General features: G+C 69.3%; 17 protein-coding genes. 7 read left to right on the top strand and 10 right to left on the bottom strand.

Features of this window, described 5'->3' with window-relative positions; genetic code table 11:
- Nucleotides 1–184: 184 nt before the first annotated feature.
- A complete protein-coding gene (locus ACFQS9_RS18485) occupies nt 185–850 on the top strand; it encodes a DUF8020 domain-containing protein (RefSeq protein ID WP_378407310.1) in 666 nt (221 codons plus the stop codon).
- A 102-nt stretch (nt 851–952) separates the two neighbouring features.
- Here ACFQS9_RS18485 and ACFQS9_RS18480 read toward each other — a convergent pair whose 3' ends face one another.
- Both ACFQS9_RS18480 and ACFQS9_RS18475 read right to left on the bottom strand, forming a co-directional pair.
- Nucleotides 953–2,110: a lytic polysaccharide monooxygenase gene (locus ACFQS9_RS18480; RefSeq protein ID WP_378407308.1), complete on the bottom strand. Its 1,158-nt coding sequence runs from the start codon at nt 2,108–2,110 to the stop codon at nt 953–955.
- Nucleotides 2,111–3,427: 1,317 nt separating this feature from the next.
- Complete coding sequence (locus ACFQS9_RS18475; RefSeq protein ID WP_378407306.1) at nt 3,428–4,111, bottom strand: winged helix-turn-helix transcriptional regulator; 684 nt, start codon at nt 4,109–4,111, stop codon at nt 3,428–3,430.
- A gap of 66 nt (nt 4,112–4,177) precedes the next feature.
- Between ACFQS9_RS18475 and ACFQS9_RS18470 the strand changes: the two genes are divergently transcribed.
- Nucleotides 4,178–5,089 (top strand): alpha/beta fold hydrolase, encoded by a 912-nt coding sequence (locus ACFQS9_RS18470; protein ID WP_378407304.1) that lies wholly within the window; start codon nt 4,178–4,180, stop codon nt 5,087–5,089.
- 59 nt (nt 5,090–5,148) lie between these two features.
- Here the strand turns inward: ACFQS9_RS18470 and ACFQS9_RS18465 are convergent, their stop codons facing one another.
- Nucleotides 5,149–6,024, bottom strand: a complete 876-nt coding sequence (locus ACFQS9_RS18465) for an SDR family NAD(P)-dependent oxidoreductase (RefSeq protein ID WP_378407513.1) — start codon at nt 6,022–6,024, stop codon at nt 5,149–5,151.
- Nucleotides 6,025–6,225: 201 nt separating this feature from the next.
- Entirely contained in the window at nt 6,226–7,770 is a 1,545-nt protein-coding gene (locus tag ACFQS9_RS18460; RefSeq protein ID WP_378407302.1) for an FAD-binding protein, read from the bottom strand.
- Between the two features lie 244 nt (nt 7,771–8,014).
- Here ACFQS9_RS18460 and ACFQS9_RS18455 point away from each other — a divergent pair, with 244 nt between their 5' ends.
- Genes ACFQS9_RS18455 through ACFQS9_RS18445 form a run of 3 tightly spaced genes read left to right on the top strand, consistent with a single transcriptional unit; the run spans nt 8,015 to nt 10,718 of the window.
- Entirely contained in the window at nt 8,015–9,082 is a 1,068-nt protein-coding gene (locus tag ACFQS9_RS18455; RefSeq protein WP_378407300.1) for a multicopper oxidase domain-containing protein, read from the top strand.
- Complete coding sequence (locus ACFQS9_RS18450; protein ID WP_378407298.1) at nt 9,079–10,305, top strand: ZIP family metal transporter; 1,227 nt, start codon at nt 9,079–9,081, stop codon at nt 10,303–10,305. Before ACFQS9_RS18455 ends, ACFQS9_RS18450 begins: the two co-directional genes overlap by 4 nt.
- Entirely contained in the window at nt 10,302–10,718 is a 417-nt protein-coding gene (locus ACFQS9_RS18445; RefSeq protein WP_378407296.1) for a Rieske (2Fe-2S) protein, read from the top strand. Before ACFQS9_RS18450 ends, ACFQS9_RS18445 begins: the two co-directional genes overlap by 4 nt.
- A 7-nt stretch (nt 10,719–10,725) precedes the next feature.
- Here ACFQS9_RS18445 and ACFQS9_RS18440 read toward each other — a convergent pair whose 3' ends face one another.
- From ACFQS9_RS18440 to ACFQS9_RS18430, 3 genes are all read right to left on the bottom strand, one after another.
- Complete coding sequence (locus tag ACFQS9_RS18440; RefSeq protein WP_378407294.1) at nt 10,726–10,962, bottom strand: hypothetical protein; 237 nt, start codon at nt 10,960–10,962, stop codon at nt 10,726–10,728.
- Nucleotides 10,963–10,998: 36 nt separating this feature from the next.
- Entirely contained in the window at nt 10,999–11,367 is a 369-nt protein-coding gene (locus ACFQS9_RS18435; RefSeq protein ID WP_378407292.1) for a DUF6292 family protein, read from the bottom strand.
- A gap of 134 nt (nt 11,368–11,501) precedes the next feature.
- Nucleotides 11,502–11,843: a transglycosylase family protein gene (locus ACFQS9_RS18430; RefSeq protein WP_378407290.1), complete on the bottom strand. Its 342-nt coding sequence runs from the start codon at nt 11,841–11,843 to the stop codon at nt 11,502–11,504.
- Nucleotides 11,844–12,250: 407 nt separating this feature from the next.
- Between ACFQS9_RS18430 and ACFQS9_RS18425 the strand changes: the two genes are divergently transcribed.
- A complete protein-coding gene (locus ACFQS9_RS18425; RefSeq protein WP_378407288.1) occupies nt 12,251–12,631 on the top strand; it encodes a DUF309 domain-containing protein in 381 nt (126 codons plus the stop codon).
- Between the two features lie 26 nt (nt 12,632–12,657).
- On the opposite strand, the gene ACFQS9_RS18420 is transcribed toward ACFQS9_RS18425, so the two are convergent.
- Together ACFQS9_RS18420 and ACFQS9_RS18415 are read right to left on the bottom strand one after the other, a co-directional pair.
- Nucleotides 12,658–13,935: an MFS transporter gene (locus ACFQS9_RS18420; protein ID WP_378407286.1), complete on the bottom strand. Its 1,278-nt coding sequence runs from the start codon at nt 13,933–13,935 to the stop codon at nt 12,658–12,660.
- 78 nt (nt 13,936–14,013) lie between these two features.
- Nucleotides 14,014–15,336: an NAD(P)/FAD-dependent oxidoreductase gene (locus ACFQS9_RS18415; RefSeq protein ID WP_378407511.1), complete on the bottom strand. Its 1,323-nt coding sequence runs from the start codon at nt 15,334–15,336 to the stop codon at nt 14,014–14,016.
- 137 nt (nt 15,337–15,473) lie between these two features.
- Between ACFQS9_RS18415 and ACFQS9_RS18410 the strand changes: the two genes are divergently transcribed.
- Nucleotides 15,474–16,376 (top strand): LysR family transcriptional regulator, encoded by a 903-nt coding sequence (locus ACFQS9_RS18410; RefSeq protein ID WP_378407285.1) that lies wholly within the window; start codon nt 15,474–15,476, stop codon nt 16,374–16,376.
- Between the two features lie 12 nt (nt 16,377–16,388).
- Here the strand turns inward: ACFQS9_RS18410 and ACFQS9_RS18405 are convergent, their stop codons facing one another.
- The gene (locus ACFQS9_RS18405) at nt 16,389–18,437 is read right to left on the bottom strand and encodes an alkaline phosphatase family protein (RefSeq protein ID WP_378407283.1); all 2,049 of its coding nucleotides are present in this window, start codon (nt 18,435–18,437) and stop codon (nt 16,389–16,391) included.
- Nucleotides 18,438–18,495 lie beyond the last annotated feature (58 nt).

Below are 18,495 nucleotides of genomic sequence, written 5' to 3'. Positions count from 1 at the left end.
CGACGGAGACGACACATTTCGACTCTAGGGTCATCGGCATCTCCAACACGCCGACTGTCTTCACCGTCGCAGCAGTTCAGCGTGCCCGTTTGCGTCGATCGACGCGTCACCCATCGGCCGGATACGTCCGGCTGCGCAGGGGCCGACGGTGCCTGTGGCTGAGCGAAAAGGAAACTCACGGACCATGAAGATGACCACGCTGGCGGCCGTTTCGGCCATGACGATCGCGTCGATGGGGATCATTGCGGGTACCGCCCATGCGGATTCCGCGGCCGACGCGCCGGCCGGTGTCGGGTGGACTGTCACCCGCAGCGGCAATCAGGTGATCCTGGATACCACCGCCGGTTCACTGAGCAGGGAGGACAGCCGCCTGGTGGTCCGCGACTCGGGCGGCACCATTGTCGAATCGGTGCCGTTGTCCCTCGCGGTCGACGGGATCGCGCACCCGGTCGACGCGACGATCGACGGCCGCACCGCGACGCTGACCGCGGACACCAGCCCGGCCGCGGCGACCCCGGTGGCCCTGCCCGTGAAGGACATCGACCTGCCTGCGGCGGTCGCGGGGGTCAAGGACAACATCACCATGACGGGGGCCGTCGGCGGGTTCCTGGGCGCCGCGACCGGCCTGGTCGGAGGCTGCATCCTCGGCGCGGTCGCCGGGGGCGTCATCTCGGCGCCCGCGGCGATGCTGTTCGGTGCGGGACCGCTGGCGGGATGCGTTGGCGGGGCGCTGTTGGTGGGCGCAGGCGCCTCGCTGGCCGGGACCGCGATCGGGGGACTGGGCGCCGTGGCTGCCAACGCGCAGCCGTTCATCACGCTGCTGAACGCGCCGCCGGCCCCCAAGAAGTAGGGCGCTCCGACCGGGGGAGGTCGGTCATTCGGGGCGCCCTCTGCTCAGGAGGGGAGGGCGCCCCGAGGCAAACTCAGCTGACCAGCGGTCCGCGCCGATCGATCAGAGCCGCGACCAGAGCGACGGGGCGTTGATCCAGTTCGGGTCGCCGTTGCCCTGGTAGGACTGCACGCACGTGTACACGCTGCCCTGATGGGTGACCTTGTCGCCCTTCTTGTAGGCGGCGTTCGCATTCCAGCTCGAGGGCCCCGGGTCGGTCGGGGCGGTCGTCGGTTGCGTGGGGCCGGCCTTCGTGCTCTTGGTGAACTGTTCGCTGGAGCTGGAGTTTCCGGCCGCGTCGAACGCGACGACCTTGTAGCGGTAGGCGGTCGAGGCAGCGAGCCCGGTGTCCTTGTGCGTAGTCTTCGTGGTCGTCCCGACCTTGACGAAGGCGTTGCCGGATCCGGCGGGCGCACGCAGCACGTCGTAGTGGTGGACCCCGACGTTGTCGGTGGACGCGTTCCACATCAGCGAGATGCTCGAGTCGGTTTCACTCATCGAGTGCACACCCCCGGGCGCGGTCGGCGCCTGCGAGTCCGTGCCGGGTGTCGGGACCGTGGTGGTGGGCTTCGGGACTGTGGTTGTGGGTGTCGGGACCGTCGTGGTCGGCTTCGGGACCGTGGTGGTGGGCGCGGTGCCACCGCCCTGGACGTCGAGGTCGATGGTGTTGTAGAAGGCGTTCGCCGTGTCCGCGACGTCCCAGACCGCGTACATCACGTGATAGCCCTTGCGGTCCGCCGGGATGGTGACGGTGTGCGTCGGGTTGGTCGAGGCCGCCGACCCGTCGTGCTCGACGGTCGCGATCAGCTCGAAGGTGCTGCGGCGCAACGGTGCGTTCTGGTCCCAACCGCTCTTGGTGAGGTAGTAGCGCCACTGAGAAGTGTTGTGCGGCGCGGTGTACTTCCACGTGAAGCGGTTCGGCCCGGCCTTGACCGCGTTCTTGTACCAGCGGGTCGGCGATTGCTCGTCGAGGTTGCCGCCGAACAGTCCACCGGCCGACGCCAGCTTGCCGTCGGCCGGCCCGGCGGCCGGAAAGCCCTTGGGCGCCTCGAGGCTCTGCGGCTCGTACTGCACGGGTCCACGGTTGGCGTTCTGGGTGGCGGCCTGCCGCGCGACGATCGTGCCGCTGTCGATGTAGCCGTGTGCGTTGGCGGGCGCACCCGATGCGAACATCACGACGCTCGCGAGCAGGCCCGCGCCGAAGCCGATCCTTCGTCTCAAGTTGTGTCCAATCCCCGATGTCTGGCCAGCGGAATCGCTTGGCCGCGAGGGATTCTGCAGTTCGTCGAACTGTGTTGTCAATGGCCGGGAACCGGCACACCGAAACCGGTTGCACGGGGGAGCGGAACCGATTCAGGAGGTGCCGCCCAGCGGGAGAACGCCCTGCCGTCGCGGCCCGGATCACGGTATCGATCAGTCGCTTCGGCCGCCGCCGTTGCTCCGCCGCCCGGGGGAGCAACGGCTCGCTGGGGCCGGCGAGTCGTCGGAGATCACGTCCGAGCGGGGAGCCGGGTCCATCACCCCGGGTGCGGCGTGGGCCCCGCGGAGGGGAGTGGTGCCATCGCGGCGGCCCGGCACCGCCTTCCTCGCTCATCCGATCCATGACCGAGTGCCCGGTGGGGCCGAGTAGGTGGACCTTGCGTTCCGATTCTTGCCTCGGCGGCGTCCGTGATTCTGTATTCTGTTGTACTCCAGTATTTTTCGTGGATAACAGTGATTATCCACGAAACTCGGAATCGGTCATGAGTTGCGCGGTGGGCCGTGTGGCCGACGGGGGTCCGCGTGCAGGGATTCGGACGACACTCGGTTGGACGGCTTGTTCGATGGTGCCGCCGATGCATGGGACGCATTCGTGGGCGCCGCCGTCCGGCGGTCCGCGCGGCCGCGCGTGCCAACCCTGTGGCGGTGTGCCGACCGGGGTCGGGGTGCGGCAGCCGCGCTCGGAGTCGGCGGAGTCGTCCGCGATCCGAGTGGTGGCGCGGGCGCCCTTGCCGTTGCGAGGCTTGAGGGTTCACTCCCGGGGGGTCGGTGGATGCACTCAAAATGACATAATGTCGATTATCGGAAATGTGCGAATGTCTGTGGTTATCAGGATGTTCGAGTGGTTCGTTCGCGCGGCGGCCCTCCGGCGACGCCCTGGCTCTCAACTCACGACGGCGACGCAGAAGTTCGGGATCGACGGCCGGCGTCGTCGGAACGCGAGCCGGCCCGACGGTGTCACCGCGTCCGCGACGGGTGCCTTGCCTCCTGTAGCCGAACTTCGTGATGGATCCGCCTCGGCGGTTCCCGCGCCGTGCTCCCCACGTCCTGCGGCGAGCATGCCATTACGTCACTTGACGTAATGGCATGCTCTTTCGGGTGACGCCTACTCGATGCGCTCGGCATTCGTTACGCCGGAACCCGACGGACGAGACGGCGCCGGGATCGATTCCCTGAACTGTGCACTGCCGCAGGGGTGTTCGGGGTTGGTGGCAGACAGGGCATCGACCCCCGCTCCCGTCGGCCCCCCGACTCGAGCCGATTGTCGCGCCTATTACGTCACTGTGACGTAATAGGCGCGACAATCGGCTCCGGCGGTGTCCCGGGATCGGGATCACGGTCGGCGCCGAAGAACGCTCGCACAGCAGCCTCATCGCCTTCGATGTCGACGATCGCCAAAACGTTGTCTAGGGCGAGCGCGCCCGCCGCCAGCCCGAGAACGATCGGCGCGTCGGCGCGCACGACGGCATCGAGCTCGCGGCCGTCAGGCAAGCCCACTTCTATGCCTGAGTTAGTCGCCCGCGCTTGGATCAATCGGTCGTCGACGGCAAACCCGATCGTCGACGTCCGATCTGTGGGCGCCCCGCCGGTCAGCAGTGCAGGCAGCGCCACCAGGAGCCAATCGGCGCGGAAGGTATCGCCTTCGGGTCCGCGCATCATCAACGGCGTGGACCAGCGGATGAGGCCCTCGATCGGCTCGCGAAGCTCGGCACCCCAGGGCGTGAGGGCGTACATGACCGCGCTGCCTTCTTTGGCCAGCCGTCGTTCGATCACCCCGGCTGCCTCGAGATCGCGCAGCCGATCCGCGAGCAGATTGGTGGCCACGCCAGGGAGTCCCTCGCGGAGCTCGCGATAGCGCGCGGGAGCCATGAGGAGTTGGCGGACGATCAGCAGGTTCCACCTGTTGCCCACGACATCGAGTGCCCTCGCGAGTCCGCAGTACTGGCCGTAGTCTCGACTCATTCCCACCTACTTGATAAATTAAAGTGATATTGATCATATCAAGTACACCGGCGGAAGGGGATGGTCATGGCTGTCACGGGGAGGCCCGCCTGGATCGACGACGAGTTGTTTCCGTTCGAGAGCCGCTTTGCCGACATCGACGGGCACACTTTTCACTACGTCGACGAGGGGTCAGGGCCCACGCTGCTCTTTCTGCACGGCAACCCGACGTGGTCTTTCGTGTATCGCGACGCCATCCGGTCGCTGCGGGATGAATTTCGTTGCATCGCGGTCGATTACCCCGGATTCGGGCTGTCGTCACCTGCACCTGGCTACCGGTTTCTGCCCGAGGAACACGCGCGAGTGATCGCAGCCTTTGTCGACGCCCTCGCCTTGAGCGGGGTCACCCTGGTGGCCCACGATTGGGGCGGTCCCATCGGCCTGGCGGTCGTGGAAGAACACCCCGCCGCCTTCGATGGGCTGGTGCTCGCCAACACCTGGGCCTGGCCGATCGGCGCCCCCCATGTCCAGGTCCTCTCGCATCTGATGGGCGGACCGCTCGGACGCCTGCTGATCGGACAGTTCAATCTGTTCGTCAACGCGATGATCCCTGCCGGGCATCGGCTGAGGAAGCCGACCGACGAAGAAATGGCCCACTACCAGAGGGCCCTCGACAGCCCCGCGCGGCGCGACGCGTCGGCCACCTTCGCACGTCGCATCACGGCCAGCCGCTCCTTCCTCGCCGACGTGGAAGCCGGGCTGCCCGACCTCGCGTCGCTCCCGACGCTCATCGTCTGGGGCAACGCCGACATCGCGTTCGGGAGCAGCGAGCTGCGGCGATGGGAGCAGATCTTCACCGACCACCGGACCGTCGTTGTCGAAGGCGCCGGCCACTTCGTGCAATCCGACGCGCCCGAACGGTTCGCGGCCGCGATTCGCGACTGGCACACCCACCCGACCACGGGCGGCGCCCGGTTCGACCCGCCATCGGGGTCATAGCCTCGCCCGAACAGCGCGCGGATCCGATGCGCGCCGGTCCCCCGGCGCGCATCGGAGCGTCAGTCGATGACGGCGTCGCTGTACACCGGCGGATTGCCCAGGAAGGGGCGGTGCGACGGCGGCTGCTGGCCCTCGGTGTCCCGGACCCCGAGCTCCTCGGCGATCTCTGCGCCGATCAGGACCTGACCGCTGCGCTTCATCAGCTGCGGATCGCGGGCGAGCGCGTCGATCACGCGGCCGGTGAACTCCGGGGACTCGGCCGTCGCGGCCAGTCCCTCGTACGCTCCGGGGTTCGCGGCGAACGCGGCGAGCGTCCGTTCCGTCTTGAGCAGCCCCATCCAGATCGAGACGACCGCGACATCGAACGGGCGGAAATCGACGGCCATGTCGTGGGCCATCTTGTCGACCGCCGCCTTGCCCGCGCCGTAGGCGGGTCCGTGCATGTAGCACATGCCGCCGAAGGACGAGGTGTTCACGACGAGACCCTCGCCGTTCGCGGCAAGCAGCGGCGCGGCGTAGTAGCTGGAGACGTAGCTCGACCGCATGCCGACGTCGAACAGGTCGAGCAGCGACAGCGGCTTCTCCCAGAACGGGCCACGGGTGGCGAGCGCGTCCGGCACCGCGAGCGCGTTGTTGACCAGGATGTCGAGACGGCCGTTCTCCTCGCGCACCTGCTCGAACAGGGCGCGCACCTGCTCGTCGTCGCCGTGGTCGACCACCACCGGGACACCGACACCGCCGCGGCGGGTGATCTCCTCGGCGGTCGCGAACACGGTGCCGGGCAACGGCGAATCACCCTCGGTCTGCGTGCGGCCCGTGACGTACACCTTGGCGCCGGTGGCGCCCAGCGCCAGGGCGATGCCCTTACCCGCACCTCGGCTGGCCCCCGTGACCACCACCACCCGATCGGAACTCAGTCCCACCATGCACCCCATCTGTCGTCGGTCGACCACACGCTCGTCGGTGTGGTCTGCATCTCATTAACCCACTTACTACACCGCATCGATCGAGAACGGCGCAGCGGCCGTCCCGCATGACGGGAAGCCCCGCCGATCGCCGGAGCGAACCGCCCAGCAAAGCACAACGGCGCACCCGCCACGGTCCCGAGACCGTGGGGGTGCGCCGTCGTGCGCTTGCTAGCCCCGAGCCGCCATGTCCTGCGCGGCGAGGTGGCTGAACAGCATGCTGGTGCCGATCGGGTTGCCGCCACCGGGGTAGACGGTGCCGCTCGGCGCGGCCATCGTGTTGCCGGCCGCGTACAGGCCGGGGATCGCGTTGCCGGACTTGTCGAGCACCCGCGCCGCGGTGTCCGTGCGCAGACCGCCCTTGGTGCCGAGGTCCGAGATGCCGAAGGCGGCGGCGTGGAACGGACCCTGGTCGATGGTCACCAGCGGCGGCTCGCCGCCCGAGAACGCCCGGTCGTAGGCCTCGTCGCCGCGGCCGAAGTCCTCGTCGACGCCCTTGGGCACGAACTCGTTGAACCGGGCGACGGTGGCGACCAGGTTCTCGGCCGGCACGCCGATCTTCTCCGCGAGCTCCTCGAGGGTGTCGGCGGTGTGCCAGAGGCCGGCCTCCCGGTACTTCTCGGTCTCGACCATGGAGACGTTGGTGGCCTTGACCGGCGGAACCTCGCCCTCCTTGTTGTCGTAGATCATCCAGTACGGCAGGGTCGCGGAACCGTCCTCCAGCTGCGCGATGATGTCGCGGCCGAGCCGGTCGTACGGCGCGGACTCGTTGACGAACCGGTTGCCGTCCTGGTTGACGAAGATGCCGCCGGTGAACCACAGCGCGAAGGCGGAGCGGCCGTCCGGGTGGGTCATGCCCGGCGACCACCAGGCCTCGCCCATCAGGTCGGTGTCGGCGCCGACCGCGATGCCCGCCTGGTGCGCCTTGCCGAGGTTGGCCCAGGGGCCCATGGTGTCGCGGGCGACGCCGGGCACCCCGAACTTCTGGCGGAGCTCGTCGTTGCCCTCGAACCCGCCGGCGGCCAACAGCACGCCCTTCTCGGCGCGGATCGCGACGCGCTCGCCGTCGCGTTCGACGATGCCGCCGACCACGGCGCCGTCCTCGACCACCAGCTCGACCAGCGCGGTGTTCAGCTGCAGGGTGGCGTTCGGGTACTTGCCGATCGCCTGGAGGAACCGGGCGATCAGCGCGCGGCCGCCGATGAAGTAGTCATCGGGCTGGGGGGTGCCGAGCCGGTCGTTGTCGAGCGGTCCGCGCACGACCTCGCGGAGCTCGGGCGCATCCGACACCGGCAGCACCGACGGCATGGTGTGGCGCTGGCCGTCCAGGCGGGCCTTGGGCGCCTTGCCGAAGTAGTCGGGCCACGGCAGCATCTCGAACTTCAGGTTCTCGTCCTGCTCGAGGTACTCGATCAGCGGTGCGCCGCCGCGGACGTAGGCGTCCTGCAGCTCCCGCGGGGTGCGATCACCGACCACCGCGTGGTAGTACTCGAGCGCGTCCTCGATGGTGTCGTCCGTGCCCGCCCGGGTGAGGACCGGGTTGCACGGGAACCAGACTCCCCCGCCGCCGGAATAAGCCGTGGTGCCGCCGAACTTGTCGGTGGCCTCCACCAGGATCACCGACAGTCCCTCGCGGGCCGCGGTGTAGGCGCCGGTGACGCCACCTCCTCCGGATCCGACCACAAGCACGTCGCACGTCTCGTTCCACTGGACCATTCTCGTCCGCCTCTCGCAATGTTTCGGGTCCTGCGACGATAGTGCGCAGAGTGACCCGCGACACGTCGATGTCCCGCCCAGAGGGAGCACGAGTTCCGGTTCGATGCACCGCTTGTAGCGCCGGGCGACGCCGATCTCGGCGAGGTACTGTGAACACATAAGTTCGGTGTGACAAACTTTCAGTTGTGATGAAGCGAAATACGCCGCGGCCGACCGCCGCTGTCCGATGGCCGAGGGTGACCCGGTGAGTGCGCCGTCGCGGCGGCAGCTGCTGATCGGAGGGGCGCTGGCGGGTTCGGCGGGGCTGCTGCTGGGCGCGGGCAAGCATTCGGAGGCGTCGGCGTCGCCGCATGCCGGCGGCCACGGATCCGGGGCGGGGGCGCACGGCACCGCCGCGACGGCCACAGGCCACGGCGGTGGGGAGAACGGCGCCACGTTCCGTCTCGGCCAGCAGGTGGACCACGAGGCGAACGGGTTCCACCCGACCGCCCTGTTGCGCGATTTCGACTACGGCACGACCTCGGTGTTGCCGGACGGACGCACGCTGCGCGAGTGGGAGATCTTCGCCAGCGACGAGGACATCGAGATCGCACCCGGGGTGTACTTCCCGGCCTGGACCTTCAACTCGCGGGTGCCGGGCCCCGCACTGCGATGCCGGGAGGGAGAACGGCTGCGGGTGCGCTTCACCAACGGGTCCGAGCACCCGCACACGATGCATTTCCACGGCATCCACCCGGCCGAGATGGACGGGATCCCCGGGGTGGGTCGCGGCATCATCGAACCCGGTGCGTCCTTCACGTACGAGTTCGACGCGACCCCGTTCGGGGTGCACCTCTATCACTGCCACGTCAGCCCGTTGGCCGAGCACATCGCCCGCGGCATGTACGGCACCTTCATCGTCGACCCCGCGCACGGCCGCCCGCCCGCCGACGAGATGGTGATGGTCATGCACGGGTACAACACCACCTTCGACGGGGAGGGCAACCAGCTCTACGCCGTCAACGGCATCCCGTTCCACTACATGCACGAGCCGGTGCAGGTGAAACGCGGTGAACTGGTGCGCATCTACCTGGTCAACATCCTCGAGTACGACCCGATCAACAGCTTCCACGTGCACGGCAACTTCTTCGACTACTTCCCCACCGGGACGCGGCTCGAGCCCGCCGAGTTCACCGACACGATCGTCCAGGCGCAGGGCCAGCGCGGGATCTGCGAGATGCGCTTCCCGTATCCGGGCAAGTACATGTTCCACGCCCACAAGACCGAGTTCGCCGACCTGGGCTGGATGGGATTCTTCGAGGTGACCGAGTGACGAACACACCACCGCGTCCCGCGCCGGACGCGCCAGGGGTCGACGGGACCGGGGGCGCCGAGGTGACCCGGGCGGGCGCGTGGATCCGTGGCGCGGGCGTCGCCGCGATCATCGCGGTGGCCCTGGCGGTGCTGGCCCTGCTGGCCGGCCAGAGCCTGCCGGAGCGCACCGGTCCCCCGATCGAGGACATCGCGGTCGAACGGACCGTCCTCGAACCGGGACAGATCGTCTTGACGCTGCGCAACGTCGGGCCCGACCCGGTCACCATCGCGCAGGCGTTCGTCAACGACGCCTACGTCAACCTCGAGGGGGCCGAGGAGCCGATCGGACGGCTAGGGACCGAGACGGTCACCTTCGACTACCCGTGGATCTCCGGCCAGCCCTACCTGGTCTCGATGCTGACGAACACCGGGCTCGTCATCGAGCACGAGATCGCCGCCGCGGTGCCCACCCCGGAACCCGGGCTGGCGTTCTTCGGCACGATGGCGCTGCTGGGCACCTATGTGGGGGTCATCCCGGTTCTGCTGGGCATGCTGCTGCTGCCCGTGCTGCGTCGGGCCGGCGCCCGCGCGGTCCGGTTCGTGCTCGCCCTCACGGTCGGCCTGCTCGCCTTCCTCGCCTTCGACGGCGCCGGCGAGGGATTCGAGCTGGCAGCGGCGTCCGGTGGGGCCTTCGGCGGTGTCACCCTCGTCGTCCTCGGGGCCGCGGTCGCCTTCCTCGCGCTGATGGGAATCGACCGGTACCTGCGAGCCCGGCAGGCGGGCGCCGGAGCGTCCGGGCTGCGACTGTCGGCCATGATCGCGGCCGGCATCGGGCTGCACAACCTCGGCGAGGGCCTGGCCATCGGATCTGCGTACGCGGTGGGAGAGCTCGCCCTCGGCGCGTTTCTGGTGATCGGGTTCACCCTGCACAACACCACCGAGGGCCTGGCCATCGTCGCCCCGCTGACCGGGCGGCGCACTCCCCTGCTGATTCTGCTGGGACTCGGGTTCCTCGCCGGGGCGCCCGCCATCCTCGGGGCCGTCCTCGGCGCGGGCGTCAGCAACGGCGAGGTCTCCGCGTTGCTCCTCGGTGTCGGTGTCGGCGCGATCATCCAGGTGATCGTTCAGATCGCACCGTCCCTGCGTGGTCGCGACCGGGCGACGGTGGAGCCGGTGGTCCTCGCCGGTATCGTCGCCGGCATCCTCCTGATGTACCTGACCGGATTGGTGGTTCCCGCATGACCGACGTCGATCAGGCGGGTGCGCTGCCCCGTCGAGCCTTTCTCGCGGCCACCTGCGCCACGGGCTGCCTGGCCGTCGTGGGCTGCAGCACCGGGGCGGCGGCCACCGGCGAGGACCGGAGCACCGAACCCGCGCGGATCACCGCCGGGGAGGTCCCGGTCGGCGGTGGGATCGTCCTGACCCAGCATCAGCTGGTCCTCACCCAGCCGGAACCGGGTGTCTTCAAAGCGTTTTCGGCGGTGTGCACCCACCAGGGCTGCCTCGTCTCCGAGGTCAGTGACGGCACCATCAACTGTTCCTGCCACGGCAGTCGCTTCTCGATCGCCGACGGTTCGGTGGTCCGGAGGCCGGCCCGGGAAGCTCTCGCCGGCTACGCGGTCACGCGCGCCGGTGATCTGCTCACCGTCGGGTGACACCGGGTCAGGTCGCCGACCAGGCCTCCGCGATGGTCGGATACTCCGCGGCGATCTCGTCGACGCGCTCGTCGGTTGCGGTATCGAGTTCCGCCCGACGGCGCTGCGCGATCACCAGTGGGCCTTCCGTCCTCGCACCGGGTGCCCCGGCTCCGGTACCGGGACCTGCCGGCGCGTCCGCCTCGTACTCGTGAATGATCTCGTCGAGCCGGTTCGCGACGAACTCTCGTTTGTCCTTGCTCATGGTCTCTCCAGTCGACTGTGAGCGACTCCTCGTCGGTCATCGCGGGCGCGGGGGCAGATAGTCCTCGCACAGCGCCCGCACCGCACTCGGCTGAGGAACCGGGCTTCCGGTCGTGCTCCCGAGGATGATCATGTCCTCGGTCGAGGAGGTCTCGACGGCGAGCTGCCATCCGCCCGATGGCACCCAGAGCAGCGCGACCTCGCGCCCAGGGAAGGCGTCACGCTGTCCGCGCACGGCGATGTACGCCTCTGACGCCGGTCCGTCTGTGCAGAACGTGAAGTGCACGTGCTCCGGGTCGGCCCCGACCGCGGCGGATACCGCCTCGATGTAGCGCCGGAACCCGGGTTCGTTGCTCACGTCGAAGTCCGCACTGTCGTGCGCCCGTCGATGCCGCTTGCTGCTCATGGCCCGGGTATTCCCATCCAGGCGGTTGCCGAAACCGATTCGGATCCGGGCCCGCGCTGACCGGGTTCAGTCCGTCGACTTCTCGTCGCGCGGGGTGATGACCACCGAGGGCGGGACTCGATCGGGAACCGCGGTCAGAGGTACTGACCGCACACGGGCCAGGCGCCGGGGCCCTGGCCGGCGAGGACGTTCTCCGCGACGCGGATCTGCTCCTCGCGGGAGGCGCTCGCGGCGTGGCCCTGACCGCCGTAGGCGGCCCAGGTGCTCGGGGTGAACTGCAGGCCGCCGGAGAACCCGTTGCCCGAATCGATGGCCCAGTTGCCGCTGCTCTCGCACTCGGCGACCGCGTCCCAATTGTGACCTGTGGCGTTGGCGGTACCGCCGGCCAGTCCCATCGGGATGGCGACGAGGGCGCCGGTCGCGGCGATCCAGCCGAGGGTCTTGGTGGCAGTGCGGCGTGCATGGTTGATCGACATGTGGTGGGTCCTCTCCTGCATCCGAGGGCGGCGGCGGGGTCTCGCCCCGCGGCGGTGTGCGCCTCGTCACTGCCCTGATGTGTTGCGTCGGACCGGATCCCGCTGGGCAGTTCGCGAAGTGGTGCGAGCCGGTGGTGGTTCTCGTTTGTGAACCGGAAGCGACGGTAGCCCCCGTCCGCGGAACCCCGCACCCCCCGGATTCCGGACCATCCGGACGGACGCGTGTCCAGATCGCCGCGCCGGGCTCGGCTTCCGTGCAGGTCGGAACCGAGATCTAAACATCTCGAAACGTGTCCAGTTCGTTACATTAATGTGATGGAGATCACACGCAGACTCCCGCCTGTCGGGTTGCTTTCGGGGCGATCCGAACCCTGGCCGCAACCCGTGTGAGGGATTAGATTCGGTACATGGCCGACGTTTCCTGGGGGCCACGGCTCGACCTCGGCGCCGCGATCACCGAATCGCAGCGGCTGATGGATCACGGCGATCCCGCGCGGGCGCGGGACCTGCTGGAAGCCGAATCGGCGATCGCGCCGCCGGAGGAGCTGGAGCTCTGGCAGGGCCTCTGGCAGCTCGCCGAGGGCCTGGACCTCGCGATTCGGGGCGAGCCCGTCGCTTCGGTCCGGTCGCTGCGCCGGGGGCGGGACCTGGTCGGGTCGTACGAGGACCGGCCGCCACACGCCCTCGACATCGCCGGGCTCCTGGCCTGGTCCACGCACCTGATCGACGAACTCGCCGTCCGCGATCCGGACTGGGTCCCGCCGGTCCCCCGGCTACGGATGCCCTGAGGGCGCGGGCCGGGTTCGGCGGACGATCACGACGCGGTGTGTGCCCGCTCGCGTTCGGGTGCCGCGTGATTCTGCCCGCGGTTCAGCGCGAGGACGGGGATCAGTGCCAACGCGATCAGTCCGCCCCCCAGTGAGAGGACGGCGAAGCTGCTCGACGCGACCACCATTCCGCTGACGATGCCGCCGCCCGCACCCGCGAGGGCGATGCACAGGTCGACCGAACCCTGCGTGCGCGCCCGCGTCGCGAGCGGGGTCGCATCGGTGAGAATGGCTGTGCCACTGATCAGTCCGAGGTTCCAGCCAAGCCCGAGCAACGCCAGCGCGACGGCCAGCAGAGCCACCGAATCAGCCGGCGCGAGTGCCGCGAGGATGCCCGCCGCGAGCAGGGTGACACCGGCCGCGATCACGACCGGGATGCGGCCGAACCGGTCGGCGAGCAGGCCGGTGAGCGGCGACGGCAGGAACATTGCCGCGACATGGATCGCGATCACCAGTCCCGTCTGTCCCAGGCCGTGTCCGTGATCGATCATGTGGATGGGGGTCATCGTCATGATCGCGACCATCACGATCTGTGTCACCACCATGACGGTGGCGCCGACCAGGACTCCCCGCCGCTGGGCCTGTGCACCCGGCTCGGGCTCGCCGCTGGCGGCCGGCCCGGACTGCAGTTGTCGCGCGACCCGCAGCGGATCGGGGCGCAGGAACACCCAGAGGAACACCCCGGCGGCCGCGAACGCGGCCGAGGACAGGATGAACGGGCCCGCCAGCACGGGGATGCCCCACCCGTCCGCGAGGTCGCCCATCACCTCCACCAGGTTCGGCCCCGCCACCGCACCGAAGGTCGTCGCGACCATGATGGTGCTGACCGCCCGGCCCCGGTGCGAGGCCTCGGCGAGGTCGGTGCCCGCGTACCGGGCCTGGAGATTGGTCGCGGTGCCGGAGCCGTAGACGAACAGGGACACGACCAGCAGCGGCAGGCTGTCGATGACCGCCGCCAGCACCACCCCCGCGCCGCCGGCCGCGCCCGCGAGATATCCGATGCTCAGCCCGGTCCGTCGCCCGAGACGGTGCGAGACCCGCCCGACGATCAGCGCCGCGGCCGCGGACCCCAGGGTGAACAGGGCCGAGGACAGGCCCGCGAACCGGCTCGAACCGAGCATCTCCTTCGCGAGCAGGGCGCCGACGGTGACACCGGCGGCCAGCCCGGCGCCGCCGAGGACCTGCGATATCACCACGACGATCAGGGTCCGCCGCTGGGTGTGCGCCCGGAGGTCGTCGGGGATGGCGGCAGATCGGGTGTCCATCAGTGTCTTTCGTCGGTGGGGTCGCGGGCCGCGTCCAGACTATTGCGCCCCGCGCCCGCCCCGACGGTCGCGCCCCGACTATGCGGCGACCGACACCTCGTCGTCCTCGTCGTTGTCCGCGTCGACCGCCCCCACCGGCGACGGCTCCTGGGCGTAGTGGAAGTGCGGGCGGCGGTGTCCGAGGAACGAGCCGAACCAGGACATCACCGCGATGTAGCGGTTGCGGAAGCCGACGAGGTACACCATGTGCACGGCCAGCCACAGCACCCAGGCGATGAACCCGGTGAGCTCGATGCTCTTCACCTTCGTCACGGCCCGGAACCGGTTGATGATCGCCATCGAGCCCTTGTCGCGGAACTTGAAGGCGGTGCCGCGCGGGGTCTTGCCGAGCACGGTCCTGGCCACGTGGCGTCCACCCTGCATCGCCACCGGGGACTGGCCCGGCAGGTTGTTCAAGGAGGTCATGTCGCCGACGGCGAAGATGTCCGCGCGGCCGCCGACGGTCAGATCCGGGTTCACCAGCAGGCGGCCGGCACGGTCGGTCTCGCAGCCGGTGCGCTCGGCGAGCACTCCCGCGAAGTCGTTGGCCTGCACGCCGGCCGACCAGACGATGGTCTCGGCGGTGCGTCGCTCCCCGGCCTCGCTGCCGTGCGCCTTGAGGGTGGCGCCGTGCTCGTCGATGTCGGTGACCAGGGTGTTCAGCACCACCTCGACGCCCGACTTCTCCAGCGAGGCCTTCGTGTACTCGCTGAGCTTGCCCCCGTATGCGGGCATCGCGACGCCCGCGCCCTCGACGAGGGTGACGGTGACGTCGTCGGCGGTGATGCCGCGGATCGACTGCTCGAAGTAGCGGCCGGCGAGCTCCTTGATCTGTCCGGCGAGCTCGACGCCTGTCGCGCCCGCGCCGATGACGATGAAGCTGAGCAGGTTCTTGGCCCGCTCCGGGTCGGTGGTCGTGTGCGCCTCCTCGAAGCAGCGCACGATCTGGTCGCGCAGCCGCTTCGCGTCGTTGACGGTCTTGAGCGCGTAGGTGACCTTGGCGAACTCGTCGCGGCCGAAGTACGACTGCCGCGCGCCGGTGGCGGCGATCAGGAAGTTGTAGCCGAGGGTGTGGCGCTCGCCCGCGGCCTCGTAGACGAGTTCCTTCGCGTCGGCGTGGACATCCACGACCCGGCCGAGCCGGACGTCGGCGTTCGGGTACTTCGCGAGGATCGCCCGGATGGACGGCGCGATCTCGCCCGCCGAGAGGACGCCGGTGGCCACCTGGTAGAGCAGCGGCTGGAACAGGTGCTCGGTGGTCTCGGAGATGAGCACGAACGGCGTGCCGGCCTTGGCCAGCTTCTTCGCCGCCGCGAGCGCGCCGAAGCCCGACCCCACGATGACGACCTCGGTCCGGTCCATCCCTGCGTCGACCACGACAACCTCCCGCTCGATCCGATGTATGAGTTACACCGTAGGGATGCATTCCGGAGTTTCGCCAGCTAGCTCCGGGTATCCAGAATTCTCTTATCTGGATTGCTAATGAATAGACTGGGGACATGGACTTCCGGCAACTGCGCTACTTCCTGGCCGTCAGCGAGGAGCTGAGCTTCAGCCGGGCCGCAAAACGCTGCTTCATCTCGCAATCGGCCGTCAGTCACCAGGTCACCCGGCTCGAGCAGGAGCTCGGCGCGCCGCTGTTCGAGCGGTCGACGCGGGTGGTGCGGCTGACCCCGGCCGGCTCCCGCCTGATCCCGATCGCCCAGCAGGTGCTGAGCCTGGAGACCAAGGCGTACTCCGTCGTGCGCGAGCCCAGAAACCGGATCCGGATCACCGCGAACATGAGCTTCGCGGCGCAGAGCCTCGACGCGATCGCCCGCGTCCGGGAGTCGCATCCGGACGTGGACATCGAGTTCGTGATCAAGAGCTTCACCGAGCGTATCGATGCGGTCGCCTCGGGCGACGCCGACATCGCGTTGATCCGGGGGCGGGCCGACCGGCCGGGCCTGGAGACGGTCCAGCTCGGCGTCGACGACCTGATGATCGTGACCTCGCGCAGGCACCCGCTGTCCGCGTTCTCGACGGTGGAGCTGGGTGAGCTGGCGCCCTATCAGCTGTTGCTGCCGCCCCGCAGCAGCCAGGTGCTGCTGCACACGGTGGTCGAGGACGCCTTCCGGGAGATCGGGCGCCGCGTCTCGTTCGGCCCGTCGATCGCCAGCGATCACGCCGCGACGCTCGAGGTCATCACCAACCCGCGGGCATGGACGGTGCTGTACGCGAGCACGGCCGCCGAGACGCCGCGGACCGGGCTCTGCTTCATGCGCGAGGCCCGCAACCGGCTGCGCATCCCGGTGTGCGGGGTGGTGCGCACCGGAGGCGCCGACTCACCCGCGCTCGCCAGCGTCATGCACGCGCTCCGCCAGTCGATGGACGGCGGCCCGACGGGTCCGGGCGAGGACTAGCCGGGGTGTGGACTAGCCGAGGCCGGCCCGTGCCTCGGCCGCGGCGAGGTCGCGCCAGCCGGTCAGCACCCGGTGCACCTGCTCCGCACCGTGCAACTCGGCGGGCGGCGCGGGCAGGTGCGCCGGGTAGAGCAGGAACGGCCGCGTCTGCGGGCCGCCGAGTCCCCCGTGCGAGCCGACCTGCTCCTCGAACGCGGCGATCTCGCCGGTGTCCGGCCAGTACCGGCCGTTGATCATGATGTCGGCGACGTTGTCGAAGCCGTCGGTCCGGCGGATCCGTTCGAGGGTGCCGGGGCCGAAGTCCGCCAACGGGTCCCGGCCCGCGACGAACCCGGTGTCCACCTCGACGCTGCCGTGCGGGCCCAGCACGATCGAGCCCTTGCCCTCGCGGGCCACGAGGACGAACCCCACCCCGGGATGGGTGGTGAGGGCGGGCAACAGGGAGGGATGGTGCTCGGTGATCCAGCGCATCGTCGCGCGGCCGGCCGCGAGCGGGAAACTCACCAGCCCGACGTTGCCGGACGCCAGCACGACCGGCCGCTCGGGCGGCGCGGTGACCCGGTCCGGCGGCGGCGTGGCACGCAGGCTCGCGGCGGCGTACCCGAGGCCCTCCGCGCCTCGTCCTTGTGCGCCGACATCCGGGACGTCCTTGTCGTGGTGCAGCCACCGGCCGTGCTGCGGTTGCGGCCGACCCGCCTCGCATTCGCGCAGGACCAGGGCCTCGAGGGTCTCGCCGAAGCGGCCGGTGAACGTCTCGCCCTGGCTCTGACCGTGATCGGAGAGGACGACGATGTTGTACGGGCGGTCGGCCTGCGCCGCGACGGCGGCGATCATGCCGATCTCCGCATCGAGCTTGCGCAGTACCGCGAGCGTCTCCGGTCGCTCGACCCCGGAATGGTGCGAGACCTCGTCGTACCCGACCAGGTCGACGTAGATCACGTTGCGGCCCTTGATGATGTCGCCGATGACCGCGGCCACGACGACATCGGTCTCGACGACGGTGGTGAAGGCCCGCACCAGCGGATAGATTCCGCCGCGGCGCACCCGCGGTCGGATGTCCTGCCTGCGCTGGCGCCAGGCCTGACGGATCTCGCGCAACACCTCGGCAACCATTCTGATGGAGGTACGGACGGCGCTCGCCGGATCGATGAAATAGTCGGCGTAACCCGTACCGCCGCCGCCCATCCGGGCGCCCTTCATCCTGCTGACCACCAGAACGTTGTCCTCGGCCCCACCGGAGAACAGGTTGCCGCGGCTCGCTCCCCCGTCGGCGAGCAGCCCCGGTATCGCCGCGCGTTCGCGTTCGCGTTCGGCGTTGTCGCTCGGATTGCTGAACACCGCAACCCTCTTCGTGTCCTTGTCGTACCACCGGAATGCCGGCACGTTGTGGTTGCTGCCGTGCAGGATCCCCAACTGGCTGGCGCCGGTCTGACTGCTCCAGTCGGTGTGCCAGGGCATCAGGTGGTGGGACTCGTCACGGACCATCGTGGCGAGATTGGGGACCACCCCCGATCCCATCGCGCGCCGCAACACCTTGTAGCCCAGCCCGTCGATCTGAATGCACAACAGTCCCGGACGATCCGAGAAACCGTCGGGCAACCTCTTGCGGCGCAAGCGAAAACGCTGTCGGCGCACCAGCATCATGCGATAGGTGTCGTCGCGCCGCGACGCTATCGCACCGGACACCGCCGAGCTCACCAGGGACAACAGCGCCGCGAGAATGACGATGTCGGTCGCGCTCTCCGCCGTGGCAATCGGCAGGATGCGCACCGAGAGCAGCATGATCAGACCGCTACCGACGAACGCGAACAGGAACAGCAGCGCCGGTCCGACCCACAGCATGGCGCTCAGCAGCAGAGGCCAGAGCACCGTGCTGAGCAGACCGAACACCAGGGCAAGTGCGAGCGCGCTCGGAGCCGAACCGAGTGGACCGGGGGCGCCGGTACTGGCCAGCTCGACGCCGGGCAGCACCGCGTCGATCACCATCAGCGCCACGGCCGATATCAGCCACAGCACGAGGAACTCGGTGACGGTACGGGCCGCCGATCCCAGAGTGCGCATGCACACCTCCATCCACCTGGATCGTAGGTGGCCATCCGCCCGGAATGCATTGTGACGC

Source organism: Rhodococcus daqingensis (genome assembly GCF_042665615.1).
GTDB lineage: Bacteria > Actinomycetota > Actinomycetes > Mycobacteriales > Mycobacteriaceae > Rhodococcus_G > Rhodococcus_G daqingensis.
The sequence above is the reverse complement of the archived record's forward strand: the minus strand, read 5'-3'. Positions and strand labels throughout refer to the sequence as shown.